The sequence below is a fragment of the Pseudomonas sp. 22490 genome (genome assembly GCF_052044465.1).
GTDB lineage: Bacteria > Pseudomonadota > Gammaproteobacteria > Pseudomonadales > Pseudomonadaceae > Pseudomonas > Pseudomonas aeruginosa.
Genome location: NZ_JBQENS010000033.1, coordinates 1 through 13,548, shown reverse-complemented (window position 1 = coordinate 13,548; position 13,548 = coordinate 1). Strand labels below are relative to the sequence as shown.

At 68.4% G+C, this 13,548-nt stretch carries 12 protein-coding genes; 8 read left to right on the top strand and 4 right to left on the bottom strand.

What is annotated here, in order from left to right:
- The first annotated feature begins 9 nt into the window (after positions 1-9).
- The 3 genes from ACTJJX_RS28035 to nahK all read left to right on the top strand — a co-directional run bounded on the left by ACTJJX_RS28035 (position 10) and on the right by nahK (position 5,050).
- Complete coding sequence (locus tag ACTJJX_RS28035; RefSeq protein WP_003107001.1) at positions 10-1,209, top strand: porin; 1,200 nt, start codon at positions 10-12, stop codon at positions 1,207-1,209.
- A 102-nt stretch (positions 1,210-1,311) separates the two neighbouring features.
- Entirely contained in the window at positions 1,312-2,475 is a 1,164-nt protein-coding gene (gene nosP, locus ACTJJX_RS28030; protein ID WP_010794091.1) for a nitric oxide-sensing protein NosP, read from the top strand.
- On the top strand, positions 2,405-5,050 hold the full coding sequence (gene nahK / locus ACTJJX_RS28025; protein WP_003119141.1) for a hybrid sensor histidine kinase/response regulator NahK/ErcS': 2,646 nt from the start codon (positions 2,405-2,407) through the stop codon (positions 5,048-5,050). The genes nosP and nahK overlap by 71 nt, the downstream gene beginning before the upstream one ends.
- A gap of 1 nt (position 5,051) precedes the next feature.
- Here the strand turns inward: nahK and ACTJJX_RS28020 are convergent, their stop codons facing one another.
- The gene (locus ACTJJX_RS28020; protein WP_016851709.1) at positions 5,052-5,915 is read right to left on the bottom strand and encodes a DMT family transporter; all 864 of its coding nucleotides are present in this window, start codon (positions 5,913-5,915) and stop codon (positions 5,052-5,054) included.
- Positions 5,916-5,924: 9 nt separating this feature from the next.
- Entirely contained in the window at positions 5,925-6,590 is a 666-nt protein-coding gene (gene agmR, locus ACTJJX_RS28015; RefSeq protein WP_003107754.1) for a response regulator AgmR, read from the bottom strand.
- Positions 6,591-7,105: 515 nt separating this feature from the next.
- Between agmR and ACTJJX_RS28010 the strand changes: the two genes are divergently transcribed.
- From ACTJJX_RS28010 to ACTJJX_RS28000, 3 genes are read left to right on the top strand one after another with little or no spacing between them, the layout of a single operon-like run.
- The gene (locus ACTJJX_RS28010) at positions 7,106-7,246 is read left to right on the top strand and encodes a hypothetical protein (protein WP_003088510.1); all 141 of its coding nucleotides are present in this window, start codon (positions 7,106-7,108) and stop codon (positions 7,244-7,246) included.
- 8 nt (positions 7,247-7,254) lie between these two features.
- Positions 7,255-7,905: a sensor histidine kinase gene (locus ACTJJX_RS28005; RefSeq protein ID WP_003107757.1), complete on the top strand. Its 651-nt coding sequence runs from the start codon at positions 7,255-7,257 to the stop codon at positions 7,903-7,905.
- Positions 7,906-7,917: 12 nt separating this feature from the next.
- Positions 7,918-8,595, top strand: a complete 678-nt coding sequence (locus ACTJJX_RS28000; RefSeq protein ID WP_003124732.1) for a response regulator transcription factor — start codon at positions 7,918-7,920, stop codon at positions 8,593-8,595.
- 25 nt (positions 8,596-8,620) lie between these two features.
- Here the strand turns inward: ACTJJX_RS28000 and ACTJJX_RS27995 are convergent, their stop codons facing one another.
- Positions 8,621-9,268 carry a pentapeptide repeat-containing protein gene (locus ACTJJX_RS27995; RefSeq protein ID WP_003088520.1) on the bottom strand — a complete coding sequence of 216 codons (648 nt, stop codon included), beginning with the start codon at positions 9,266-9,268 and terminating at the stop codon, positions 8,621-8,623.
- Between the two features lie 53 nt (positions 9,269-9,321).
- A complete protein-coding gene (gene exaA / locus ACTJJX_RS27990; RefSeq protein ID WP_003088524.1) occupies positions 9,322-11,193 on the bottom strand; it encodes a quinoprotein ethanol dehydrogenase in 1,872 nt (623 codons plus the stop codon).
- A gap of 312 nt (positions 11,194-11,505) precedes the next feature.
- Between exaA and pedF the strand changes: the two genes are divergently transcribed.
- Positions 11,506-11,943 (top strand): cytochrome c-550 PedF, encoded by a 438-nt coding sequence (pedF, locus tag ACTJJX_RS27985; protein WP_003107652.1) that lies wholly within the window; start codon positions 11,506-11,508, stop codon positions 11,941-11,943.
- 86 nt (positions 11,944-12,029) lie between these two features.
- Positions 12,030-13,548: acetaldehyde dehydrogenase ExaC (exaC, locus tag ACTJJX_RS27980; RefSeq protein ID WP_049284278.1), on the top strand; the 1,519-nt coding region annotated here is incomplete at its 3' end.

Sequence of the window (13,548 nt, the reverse complement as noted above, 5' to 3'; positions counted from 1 at the left end):
GAGTGCGCCATGAACAAGAACAACACCGCCGTTCGCCGAATCCTGCCGCTGACCCTGGCCTCGCTGGGTGCCCTGGGCGGCCTGCAACCGGCCGCCGCCGATATCCTGCTGTACGACAAGGACGAGACCACATTTTCCACCGACGGCTACTTCAATGCCTTCTACGTCAACAGCGACGTCGACCGCCAGGGCGAGACCTACGATCGCCGCCAGTCGCGGGTGAAGATGGGATTCCTGCCGAACTACATCGGCTTCAACTTCGGCAGGAAGGTCGACGAGCTGAGCCTCGGTGGTCGCGCTTCCTTCTGGGTGACCATCAACGACAGCGAGACCGACGGCACCGATACCGCCATCGACGTCCGTCAGTTCTATGGCACGGTCGCCGGCGACTGGGGCGAGGTGCTGATCGGCAAGGACTTCGGCCTGTTCTCGCGCTCGAACATCTTCCTCGACGAACTGCTGGCCGGTTTCGGCAACCCCAGCGACACCCTCGGCCTGGTGGACGGCAAGGGCGTCTCCTTCGGCAACATCGGCACCGGCTATCCGTATCCGTTCCCCACCTCGCAGATCACCTACCGCAACAACAACCTGCTGCCCGGCCTGCGCATCGCCGTGGGCATCCTCGACCCGATCGACTCCAACCAGATCGACAAAGATGCCAGCGACGGCCTCGACGACAAGGCCTACCAGGACAACCCGCGCTACGAGAGCGAGGTCAGCTACCAGTTCGACCTGGCCGGGGCGCAGGTCTACAGCTGGATCAACGGCGGCTACCAGACTTCGAAGAACACCAGCGACAGCGTCGACAGCGTGACTTCCAAGGGGGTCGGCTATGGCTTGCAGGTGAAGATGGGCGGCTTCTCCGTGACCGGTTCGGGGTTCACCGCCAAGGGCATCAATCCCTTCTTCACCAACAACGCCGGCGAAGCCGCGCTGCGCGAGGTGGACAGCCGCGGCGCATTGCTGCAGGGCTCGTATTCATGGGGCAAGAACCGCCTGGCGCTGTCCTACGGCAAGACCGTCGACGACGGCAACGGCCTGGGTTCCGCGGCCGACTACGAGAGTCGCGGCATCGCCTATTTCCGTACGATCAACGACAACCTCAAGCTGGTCGCCGAGCTGAACCGCTACCGGATCGACGGGCGCGACGGTGCCGCGCTCGACGAGGACACCGACACCGTGGCCCTCGGCGCCGTACTGAACTGGTGATACCGCTACTTTCGAAGGACCCCGCCGCGACCCAAGTAGGATAGGGGCCGCGGCGGCGCCCTTCGTAGAATGCTGGCGAGGCGGAACGACGGGGGAGCGGGCATGTACGAAGGGCAGGGGGAAGGGGTCTGCAGGGGCATGTCCAGCGCGCGCGACGTCGAAGTGGTGGCCCAGGACCTGGCGCGCCAGCTTATCCATCCGCACCTGGGCTTCGTGCTGTTCTTCTGTTCCGCGGAATACGACCTGCCGGCCCTTGCCGAGATGCTCGAACGCTACTTCGGCGGCATCGACCTGGTCGGCTGCACCACAGCCGGCGAGATCACTCCGGCGGGCTACGGACGCGGCTGCGTCAGCGCGGTGGGCTTCGACGTGCGCAGCTTCGCCATCAGCAGCGCGCTGATCGACGAAATGGAGCGCTTCAGCCTGCTGGACGCGCAGCAGATGGTCGAGACCCTGGTGGCCGGCTGTCGCCGCGGCGGCCTGGCGCCGATCAAGGACCACAGCTTCGCCCTGACCTTGCTCGACGGCCTGTCCAGCCGCGAAGAGGTGGTGCTCGCCGCGCTTGGCGCGGCGCTCGGCGCGATCCCGCACTTCGGTGGCTCGGCCGGCGACGACCGCCACCTGACCCACACCCATGTCTACCACCAGGGCCAGTTCCATACCGGGGCGGCAGTGGTGGTGCTGGTCAACACCTGGCTGGACTTCGAGGTCTTCACCACCCATCACGTGGTGCCGCGCGCCGAAAAGTTGGTGGTGACCCGCGCCGACAGCGGCAGCCGGCGGGTCCACGAACTCAACGCCGAGCCGGCGGCGCTGGAATACGCCCGGCTGGTCGGGGTGCCACCGCAGGCGCTGGATTTCGCCCTGTTCTCTGCGCATCCGCTGGCGGTGCGGGTCGACGAACGCTATTACGTGCGCTCGATCCAGCAGGCCAACGAGGACCTGAGCCTGACGTTCTACTGTGCGGTGGAGAACGGCATCGTTCTCACCGCGATGAGCACCGGTCCGCTGTTGCCCAACCTGGAGGCGCAGTTCCGCCGCCTCCACGAGCGCCTCGGACCGCCGTTGCTGACCATCGGTTGCGACTGCTTCCTGCGGCGCCTGGAGCTGGAGGTCGGCGGTGACACGCAAGCTACCGCCGCGTTTCTCCGCAGCCAGCAGGTGATCGGCTTCAACACCTACGGAGAGCAATTCAATGGCATGCATATCAACCAGACCTTCACCGGGGTCGCCATTGGCCGACCCCGCGGAGGTGTCCGTCGCTGAGCTGCAGGCGCGGGTCGTCGCCCTCGAAGAAGAGCGGCACAAGTTGCAGCGGATCAACCAGGCGCTGATCGGACGCATCGAGTCGAGCGCCGCGCAGAGCGACGAGGCCTACGGCGCCTTCCAGTACTCCGTGGTGCTGGCCGAGCAGGTCCGCGAGCGCACCGACGCGCTGAGCCAGACGATGCTCGAACTGAAGGCCAGCAACCAGTTGCTCAGCGACGCTCGCCTGCGTGCCGAGACCGCCCACCAGCATCTGCTCGACGCTATCGAAAGCATCTCCGACGCCTTCGTCCTGTTCGATCCGCAGCAACGCATCGTGTTGTTCAACGAGCGCTTCCGCGCGCTGTGGATCGACAGCCGGGCGCGGATCGGTCCTGGCATGCGTCGCGCCGAACTGCACCGGCTGGCGCGTAGCGGCGGGCTGATCGTCGAGGAGCAGCGTGGCGGCGACCAGCAGACCCTGTACCGCCTGCGCGACGAGCGCTGGCTGCGGATGAGCGAGCGACCGACCCGCGACGGCGGGCTGGCGGTGCTCTACAGCGACGTCACCGAGATCAAGCTCAGCGAGACCGCGCGCCGCGAGCAGGCGCTGGCGCAGAAGTCGCACCTGTTGCAGCGGGCGGTGGACAATCTCTCCCAGGGCGTGGCGATGGTCGGTGCCGACGGCGTGCTGGAGTTGTGGAACCGGCGCTTCCTGGAGCTCTGCGGGCTGGCCCCGATCGCCGGGCACCGGGCCTTCGCCGAAGTCATGGCGGAGAGCGAATTGCCGTTGCTCACGCCGCGCAGCCAGGACTCCCAGGGGAGTCCGCTGAGCGCCCGCGAGCAGCGCCTGTTCGATGGCCGGGTGCTGGAGATCCGTACCCATGCGCTGCCCACCGGCGGCTTCGTCAACACCTTCACCGACATCACCGAACGCTATCGCCACGCCGAGGCGTTGCGTGCCAGCGAGCGCTGGATCCGCCTGATCACCGACCAGGTGCCGGCGCTGATCGCCTATCTCAGCGACGAACTGGTCTACGAATTCACCAACAAGGTCTACGAGGAGTGGTACCGCTGGCCCAGCGGCTCGATGCTCGGCCGCTGCCTGCGCGACGTGCATGGCGCCGAGCACTGCCGGCGCCTGGAGCCGTACTTCGAGCGGGCCCTGGCCGGCGAAAGCGTGACCTTCGAGATCGCCGAGACCGCGTTGTCCGGCGAGGAGCGCTACATGCAGCGCTCCTACGTGCCGAACCGCCAGGCCGACGGCCGGGTCGCCGGGCTGTTCGTGCTGATTCGGGATATCACCGAGCGCCGGCGGACCGCCGAGGCGCTGCACCAGGCCTACCAGAACCTCGAACAGCGGGTGCGCGAGCGGACCGCCGAGCTGACCACCCTCAACGACCAGTTCAAGCGCGAGATCCACGAGCGCAGCCAGGTCGAGGCGCGCCTGCGCGAGGCCAAGCGCGAGGCGGAACAGGCCAACCTGTCGAAGACCAAGTTCCTCGCGGCGGTCAGCCACGACCTGTTGCAACCGCTGAACGCCGCGCGGCTGTTCACCAGCGCCTTGCAGGAGCGCGGCAGCGCGGCGCGGGACAACGAGGCGCTGGTGAACAACATCAGCCATTCGCTGGAGGACGTGGAGAACCTGCTCGGCACCCTGGTGGACATTTCCAAGCTGGACGCCGGCGTGATCACCCCGGACATCGCCCCGTTCGAGCTTGGCGAACTGCTCGGCAACCTGGCCGCGGAGTACCGCCAGGTAGCCGCCAGCGAAGGGCTACGCCTGGACTTCGTGGCCTGCGGGGCGCTGGTCCGCAGCGACCAGCAACTGCTCGCGCGAATCCTCCGCAACCTGCTTTCCAACGCCATCCGCTATACCCCGCGAGGGCGCGTGCTGCTGGGTTGCCGCCGGCATCGGCAGCGCCTGTCGATCGAGGTCTGGGACACCGGGGTGGGCATCGCCGCCGACAAGCTCGGCGAGATTTTCCAGGAATTCAAGCGCGGCGAGTCACAGCGTTGTCACCAGGACCGCGGGCTCGGCCTGGGATTGGCGATCGTCGACAAGATCGCCCGCATGCTCGGCCACCGGGTCCGGGTCGGCTCGCTGCCGGGCAAGGGCTCATGCTTCGCCATCGAGGTACCGCTGGCCCGCCATGCCCCGCGCAGTCGCGCCGAGCCGCTGGCCAGCGCGGACGACCTGCGCGAGCGCCTGCGTGGTTCGCGGGTGTGGGTGCTGGACAACGATGCGGCGATCTGCGCAGGCATGCGCACGTTGCTCGAAGCCTGGGGCTGCCGGGTAGTGACGGCGCTGTCGGAGGAAGACCTGGCGCGACAGGTCGACAACTACCATGCCGAGGCCGACCTGCTGATCGTCGACTATCACCTCGACGACCAGCGCAACGGCGTCGACGCGGTCGCCGCGATCAACGCCCGGCGCGGCTCGCCGCTGCCGGCGCTGATGATCACCGCCAACTACAGCAACGAGCTCAAGCAGCAGGTCCGCGAGCTTGGCCATACCCTGATGCACAAGCCGGTGCGGCCGATGAAGCTGAAGACCGCGCTCTGCCACTTGCTGGAGCGCGAAGCCTCGGTCTGATTCAGGCGCCTTCGCGCGCCGCGCGGCCCAGGCGCGGGGCGAGGATCAGGGCGATCCCGCCGAGCACCGCCAGGGTCGCCGGCGGCAATCGCGGGGCGAGCGGCTCGCCGAGCAGCAGGGCGCCGCAGAGGGCGGCGAGCACCGGCACGCTGAGCTGCACCGAGGCGCCCTGGATCGCCGTCAGCCCCGGCAGTGCGCTGTACCAGACGGCGTAGCCGAGGCCGGAGGCGAGGGCGCCGGAAAGCAGGGCATAGGCCAGCCCGGCGCCGTCCAGCCGCAACTGTCCGTGGAATGCCAGGAGCAGCAGGGCGGCGAAGGCAAGGGCACGCAGGAAGTTGCCCGCGCTGACCGCCAGCGGATCGCCGCCGCCGCGGCCGAGCAGGGTATAGAGGCCCCAGGCGAGGCCGGACAGGAGCATCAGCAGGGCACCGCCCAGCGGCGGCGCGCTGGCTCCGGGGAGCAACAGGAACAGCAGGCCGCCCAGGGCCAGCAGGAAACCGAGCAGCGCCTGTCCGCCCAGCCGTTCGCCGCGCAGCAGGCCGGCCAGCAGCAGGGTGACCTGTACCGCGCCGAATAGCAGCAGCGCGCCGGTGCCGGCGTCCAGCTGCACGTAGGCGTAGGAGAACGCGGCCGCGTAGACGAACAGCGCCGCCGCCCCGCGCCAGCCGCCGCGCGCGGGCGTGGCCGGGCCCCGGCGCAGATGCAGCAGGATGGCGAGCATGAGGGCGCCGGAGAAGAGACGCAGGGCGGTGAAACTGACCGCGTCGATGGCGGTGTCCTTCAGCGCCGCGCGGCAGAGCAGCGAATTGCCGGCGAAGGCCAGCATCGCCAGGACAGTGAGCAGCAGGGTACGGCGGTCGGGCATCGGCGGGTCTCAGCGGCGCAGGTAGGCGGCGAAGTCGATGTCGCCGGCGCTGAGGATCGCCTGGACCCGGTTGTGTACCTTGAGCTTGCGCAGGATCGCCGAGACGTGCGCCTTCACCGTGGTCTCGGCGATGTCCAGGTTGTAGGCGATCTGCTTGTTCGACTCGCCCTTGGTCATCCGCTCCAGCACCAGCAGCTGCTTGCGGGTCAGGGCCTGGAGCAGTTCCGGGGAGATGCCGTGTTCTTCGTGGCCGCTGCGTCGCGGCGAACTCTTCTGGGTGCGGATCACGTCCGAGGGCAGGTAGACGTTGCCGTTGAGGATCTGCTCGATGGCTTCGGTCATCTGCGCGCGTGGCGAGGACTTGGTGATGAAGCCCACCGCGCCGTAGGTGATGGCCTGTAGCACCACCTGCTTGTCCTGCTCGGCGGAGACGATAACCACGGGAATGGTCGGGGCCTCGTTGCGCAGGTTCATCAGGCCGTTGAGGCCGTGCATGCCGGGCATGTTCAGGTCGAGCAGGATCAGGTCGAGGTCGTCGTGTTCCTGGGTCAGGCCCAGGGCGCTGTCGAGGTCGGCGGTTTCCATCACTTCGCTGCCGGGGAATCCGTCGGCGATGACATTGTGGATGGCCTCGCGGAACAGCGGGTGGTCGTCGGCGATCAGGATCTTGTACATGGCCTGCACCTCGTTATTGTCGTTATGGGCGGCTGGTGGCGGCTCGGGGCACGCGGGCGGATGCGAATGCGCTCACGGTAGCAGTCGTGGGCGCGATAGCCCAGCGGGCGGGCGTTCCGCCGCGCGCTGCCGGGGACGCGTCGCGGAGCGTCGGCGGCCGGGTAGGCGGAGAAGGCAAACTCGGTACTGCGGCGGGACCGCCGCAGGGTAGTCGGGCGCTACGCGGGGCAAGGCAAGGCGGGGCATGGCGGCTTCTCGTCGTTTCTTCTTGTATGCGTCATTACAGGGCAGGCGCGCTGCTTTGGAAATTCGACGTCCGGAGGGGTGAACCAGTACCAAAGTAGCAGGACCAGGCGCTTGCGCAGCGCTCCTGCTGCATCGGCGGCGCCCGCAAGGGCGGCTGGAGGCGGGTGGCCGCGCAAAAGTAGCGGCCCGGCAGTACCAAGGTAGTAGCACGCCGTGGCTCCGCGCGTCCTAGCATGTCTCGACAACGACAATGGACAGGAGTCGCCGCCATGCGCATCGCCGTCACCCTGGTGTTGCCCATCCTGCTGATCCTCAGCCTGCTCGGGTTCGATTTCCTCTATTCCCGCCACCTCGGCCAGGAAAGACCTGCCGCCTGCGCCGTCGGACAGGCCTGTCGGATCGCCCCCTGAGCCACGCCATGGATGACCTGCGACCCGCCGGCCCGGCGGAGTACCGCTGGCTGCTCGCCGTGCAGGAGCGCGAGCGGCGCTTGCTGGCCCAGGCGGTGCATGACGATATCGGCCAGTACCTGACGGGCATCCGCACCCAACTGTTGTTGCTGCGCTGCACGGCAGGCGACGGGCAGCCGGCGCTGGCACGCCTGGAGCGCTACTGCCAGGGGCTGGACGACAGCTTCCGCGCGCTGCTGCGCGGTCTACCGCCGCCGGCCCTGCAACGCCAGTCGCTGGACGAGGCGCTGCGCGCCTGCGTGGCGGACTGGCAGGAAGGCCAGGGCATCGCCTGCGAGCTGCGCCTGGGCGGTCCGCTGCCGCCCCTGGATGCGGCGGCCGGGACCCATCTCTACCGCCTGTTGCAGGAGGCGCTGAACAACGTCGCCCGGCATGCCGGCGCCAGCCGCGTGCGGATCCGCCTGCAATGCCGTGGCGGCTTTCTCTACCTGAGCGTACGCGACGACGGTCGCGGCTGCGCGGCGGACCCGGCACCCGGCTTCGGCCTGGACTCGATGCGCCAGCGCGCGCGCTGCCTGGGCGCTGAACTGAGCCTGCGCAGCCGTCCCGGACAGGGCCTGGCGTTGCGCCTGCGGATGCCGCTGGAACGCGACGACTGAGAGGAGAGGACGATGAAGATCCTGCTGGTGGACGATCATTTCGTGGTCCGCGAAGGGCTGGCCGCGCTGTTGCGCGGGCTGCTCCCCGACGTGGAGGTGAACGAGGCCGGCGACGGCGAAGAAGCCTTGCAGGCGGTGCAGCGGGAAATTCCTTCGCTGGTCATCGTCGATCTCGGCCTGCCGGGCATCAGCGGCCTGGAACTGACTCGCCGGCTGCGCCAGCGCCTGCCGCAGTTGCGCGTGCTGTTCTTCAGCCTCCACGACGAACTGGCCCTGGTGCGCCAGGCGCTGGATGCCGGTGCCCGCGGCTACGTGACCAAGCGCGCGGCGCCGACGGTGCTGCTGGAGGCGATACGGCGAGTGCTCGCCGGCCAGCTCTATCTGGAGCAGCCCCTGGCCACGCGCCTGGCCTGCCAGTCGTGGGAAGAGCAGGGCGGGGCAGCGTTGCGCGGGCTGACCCGTCGCGAGTTCGAGATCTTCCGCCTGCTCGCGCGTGGCCTGGCCCTGCGCGAGGTGGCCGAGCACCTGGGGGTAAGCGCCAAGACCGTGTCCAACCATGTCAGCCTGCTCAAGCAGAAGTTGCAGGTGAGTACCCAGGCGGAACTGGTGCACCGGGCCATCGACAGCGGCGTGCTGCGGCTGGGCCTGCCGCTGCCGCTCGCCGAGGAGGCTCGCGGCAGCCTCGGCTAGGGGGCCGTCGCTGCTGTCCGGCGCTTCACTGCCAGCCCGCGGGGCAATCCTTGCAACCCTGCATGTTGCTGCCCTGGAAGTTGCCGAAGCGCACCTTGCTGCCGCGCAGGTCGGCATCTTCCAGGTTGGCCTCGGCCAGCTTGACTTCCTGCAGGTTGGCGTCGCGCAGGTCGGCGCCCTTGAGATCGGCGCGGGACAGCCAGGTCATCTCCAGGTCGGCGGCGCGCAACGTGGCCTGGTGCAGGCGGCCGCCGCTGAGACGGGCGAACTCCAGGTAGGCGGCGGTGAGGTCGGCGCCTTGCCACTGGGCGCCCTGGGCGAACAGGCCCCAGGCCTGGATCGCCACCGCCCTGGCGCCGGAGAGGTCGGCGCCGCGCAGGTTGGCTTGCTGCAGGCTAGCGCGGGTGAGGTCGGCGCCACGCAGGTTGGCTTTTTCCAGGTTGGCCAGGTCGAGCCTGGCGTGACGCAGGTCGGCGCCGGAGAGATCGGCGCCGGCCAGGTCGATGCGGCCGAGGTCGAGGTTGCGCAGGTCGGCGCCGCGCAGGTCGGCCTTGGCGCAGCGCGCGCCGGGCTCCAGGCGGCAGCCGGCGATGACGCGGACGTCGTCGATGTCGTCGGCGGCCTGGGCCAGGCCGGCGCCGAGCAGGGCGGCGCAGAGGAGGAAGGTCTTCATCGGGATACTCCGCAGGCGGGGAAAGCCGCGCCTCGCAGGGCGCGGCGCGGGGATCAGCGGCTGGCGGTGCGGTTGTCCCAGCTGGGCAGCTTGAATACCCAGAAGGAACCGCCCTGGGCCACCGGCCGGGTCAGGTCGGCCATGTCGCCGCCCCACAGCGGCACGGCGCCGCCGTAGCCGACGGTCACGCCGAGGTACTGCTCGCCGTCCTGTTCCCAGGTGATCGGTGGCGAGACGATGCCGCTGCCGGTCTGGAATTTCCACAGCTCCTTGCCGCTCTTCGCGTCGAAGGCCTTGAAGTAGCCGTCGCCGGTGCCGGTGAACACCAGGTTGCCGGCGGTGGCCAGCACCCCGGCCCAGAGCGGCAGGTGTTCCTTGTGTTCCCAGACCACCTTGCCGCTGACCGGGTCCATGGCGCGCAGGCTGCCGACGTGGTCGTCGTACATGCGCTTGATCCGGAAGCCCATGCCAAGGTAGGCGCTGCCCTTCGTATAGCTGACCTCCTCGGTCCAGTAGTCTTCCTTCCAGTGGTTGGCCGGCACGTAGAACAGGCCGGTGTCCTGGCTGTAGGCCATCGGGTTCCAGTTCTTGCCGCCGAGGAACGGCGGCGATACTTCCACCGCCTTGCCATGCTTCTGCCCCGGTTCCGGCAGCGGCGGGCGCTGGCCCTCGCGCTCCACCGGGCGGCCGGTCTTCAGGTCGATGTGGCTGGCCCAGGTGATGTTGTCGACGAAGGGGAAGGCGTTCTGCAACTTGCCGTTGCTGCGGTCGACCACATAGAAGAAGCCGTTGCGGTCGGCGTGGGCGGTGGCCTTGACGATCTTGCCGTCCTTGGCCTTGTAGTCGAACAGCACCAGTTCGTTGTTGCCGGAGAAGTCCCAGGCGTCGTTGGGGGTGTGCTGGTAGAACCACTTCACCTCGCCGCTGCTCGGGTCCACCCCGACCTGGCCGGAGGTGTAGAGGCTGTCGTAGTCGTGCGGGTTGCCGCCCTTGGCGGTGCGCGCCCAGGTGTTCCACGGGCCGGGGTTGCCGGCGCCGACGATGATGGTGTTGGTCTCGGCGTCGAAGCTGGCGCTCTGCCAGGGAGCGCCGCCGCCGTGGCTCCACGACTCGACCTTGCCGGTCGGCGAGTTGCGATCGTCCGGCCAGGAGGGCGCCTTGACGTCGCCGGTCACCGTGCTGTCCTTGCCGTTCAGGCGGCCCATGTGGCCTTCGACGAAGGGACGCATCCAGATTTCCTCGCCGGTATCCGGATCGCGGGCGAACAGGCGGCCGACCACGCCGAACTCGTCGCCCGAACTGCCGTGGATCAGCAGGACCTTGCCGGTCTTGCCGTCCTTCACGATGGTCGGCGCGCCAGTCATGGTGTAGCCGGCGCCGTGATCGGCGAACTTCTTCTTCCACACCACCTTGCCGGTGTTCTTGTTCAGCGCCACCACCGAGGCGTCGAGGGTGCCGAAGAACACCTTGTCGCCATAGATCGCGGCGCCGCGGTTGACCACGTCGCAGCACGGGCGGATGTCGTCGGGCAGGCGGTGGTTGTAGGTCCACAGGCGCTTGCCGGTCTTCGCGTCGAGGGCGAACAGCCGCGAGTAGGATGCGGTCACGTAGATCACGCCGTCGCTGACGATGGCCTGGGACTCCTGGCCGCGCTGTTTCTCGTCGCCGAAGGAGTACGACCAGGCCGGGGTCAGCTTGAACACGTTGTCGGCGTTGACCTGCTTGAGCGGGCTCCAGCGCTGGGCGTGGGTGCCCATGCCGTACTGCAGCACGTCGCCGGTGGTCTTGTCGTCGTTGGCGATGTCCTCCCAGGTCACATCCTTGGCCAGCGCGGCGCCAGCGCTGCCCAGGGCGACGGCGAAGGCGAGGCAGTGCAGGCTCGGGCGCAGGAGGCCGGCAGGGGCGGGTGAGGTTCTTGTTGTCATGATCGGGTTCCCGTTTGGAGTGAGGGTCGAGAAACGGCAGGCCGCTGCTCGGGCCGCGGCGGCTTCATGGTGGAAGCGGGGCGCGCCGACGGGAACGGAAGATCGCCCGATTCGTCCGGGAAGACTTCCCGGACGGGGCATGACTTGGACTTGCTGCCAAAGCCCCGCGTAAGGCCTTCCGAGGCTCTACTCCGAAGGGAGTAGGCGAGGACGCCCAAAGCAGGATTCGGGCGCGCGGCGGAGCTTCCTAGGATGGCGATGAGCGCCGTTTGGCGCCCGTGCCTTGTCCTGTCTCCCCGGAGGAATGAAGTGATGAACAAGAACAACGCCTTGCGCGGCCTGCTGGTGCTGGCCGGTCTCAGCCTCTCGAGCCTGGCGCTGGCCCACGGCGATGTGACCCCCCAGGCAGTGGACACCAAGGGACTCGAGCCGCTGGGCAAGGAATGGCGCGACACCAACCCCTACCGCAAGCCCTACGCCAAGCACGACCTCGCCGTCGAGATCGGCGCCTCCGCCTACAACCAGAACTGCGCGCGCTGCCACGGCCTGGAAGCCAAGTCCGGCGGCATCGCCCCGGACCTGCGCCTGCTGGAGACCGGCGCCGAGGGCGACGAATGGTTCAAGGAGCGGGTCATCAACGGCGCGGTGCGCGATGGCGCGGTGTACATGCCGAAGATGGCCGACTTCATCAGCCAGGAAGGCCTCTGGGCGATCCGCAGCTATCTGGAAAGCGTGCACGTCGACGAGTGACGCGCCCGACCCTTCGCCGCCGACCGCGGCGCCCTTGCACGAGTCCGCCGCGCCACGGCGGAACGACCACACAGGAGAGCTTCGCCATGATCTACGCAGCGCCCGGAACCCCCGGTGCCGTCGTCACCTTCAAGCCTCGCTACGGCAACTACATCGGCGGCGAGTTCGTGCCTCCGGTCAAGGGCCAGTACTTCACCAACACCTCGCCGGTGAACGGCCAGCCGATCGCCGAGTTCCCCCGTTCCACCGCCGAGGACATCGACAAGGCCCTCGACGCCGCCCACGCCGCCGCCGACGCCTGGGGCCGCACCTCGGTGCAGGAGCGCTCGAACATCCTGCTGAAGATCGCCGACCGCATCGAGCAGAACCTGGAACTGCTCGCCGTCACCGAGACCTGGGACAACGGCAAGGCCGTGCGCGAGACCCTCAACGCCGACATCCCCCTGGCCGCCGACCACTTCCGCTACTTCGCCGGCTGCATCCGCGCCCAGGAAGGCTCCGCCGCCGAGATCAACGACAGGACCGTGGCCTACCACATCCATGAGCCGCTGGGCGTGGTCGGGCAGATCATCCCGTGGAACTTCCCGCTGCTGATGGCCGCCTGGAAGCTGGCCCCGGCGCTGGCCGCCGGCAACTGCGTGGTGCTCAAGCCGGCCGAGCAGACCCCGCTGGGTATCTGCGTGCTGCTGGAACTCATCGGCGACCTGCTGCCGCCGGGCGTGCTCAACGTCGTCCAGGGCTTCGGCAGGGAGGCCGGCGAGGCCCTGGCCACCAGCAAGCGCATCGCCAAGATCGCCTTCACCGGTTCCACCCCGGTCGGCTCGCACATCCTCAAGTGCGCGGCGGAGAACATCATTCCCTCCACCGTCGAGCTGGGCGGCAAGAGCCCGAACATCTATTTCGAAGACATCATGCAGGCCGAGCCGGCGTTCATCGAGAAGGCCGCCGAGGGCCTGGTGCTGGCCTTCTTCAACCAGGGCGAGGTGTGCACCTGCCCGTCCCGCGCGCTGGTCCAGGAGTCGATCTACCCGGCATTCATGGAAGAGGTGCTGAAAAAGGTCAGGGCGATCAAGCGCGGCGACCCGCTGGACACCGAGACCATGGTCGGCGCCCAGGCTTCCCAGCAGCAGTACGAGAAGATCCTCTCCTACCTCGACATCGCCCAGCAGGAAGGCGCCGAGCTGCTCGCCGGCGGCAGCGTCGAGAAGCTCGAAGGCAACCTGGCCAGCGGCTACTACATCCAGCCGACCCTGCTCAAGGGGCACAACGGCATGCGCGTGTTCCAGGAGGAAATCTTCGGCCCGGTGGTCGGCGTCACCACCTTCAAGGACGAAGCCGAGGCCCTGGCCATCGCCAACGACACCGAGTACGGCCTCGGCGCCGGCCTCTGGACCCGCGACATCAACCGCGCCTACCGCATGGGCCGCGGGATCAAGGCCGGTCGCGTGTGGACCAACTGCTACCACCTGTACCCGGCCCACGCCGCGTTCGGCGGCTACAAGAAGTCCGGCGTCGGTCGCGAGACGCACAAGATGATGCTCGACCACTACCAGCAGACCAAGAACCTGCTGGTGAGCTACGACATCAACCCGCTGGGCTTCTTCT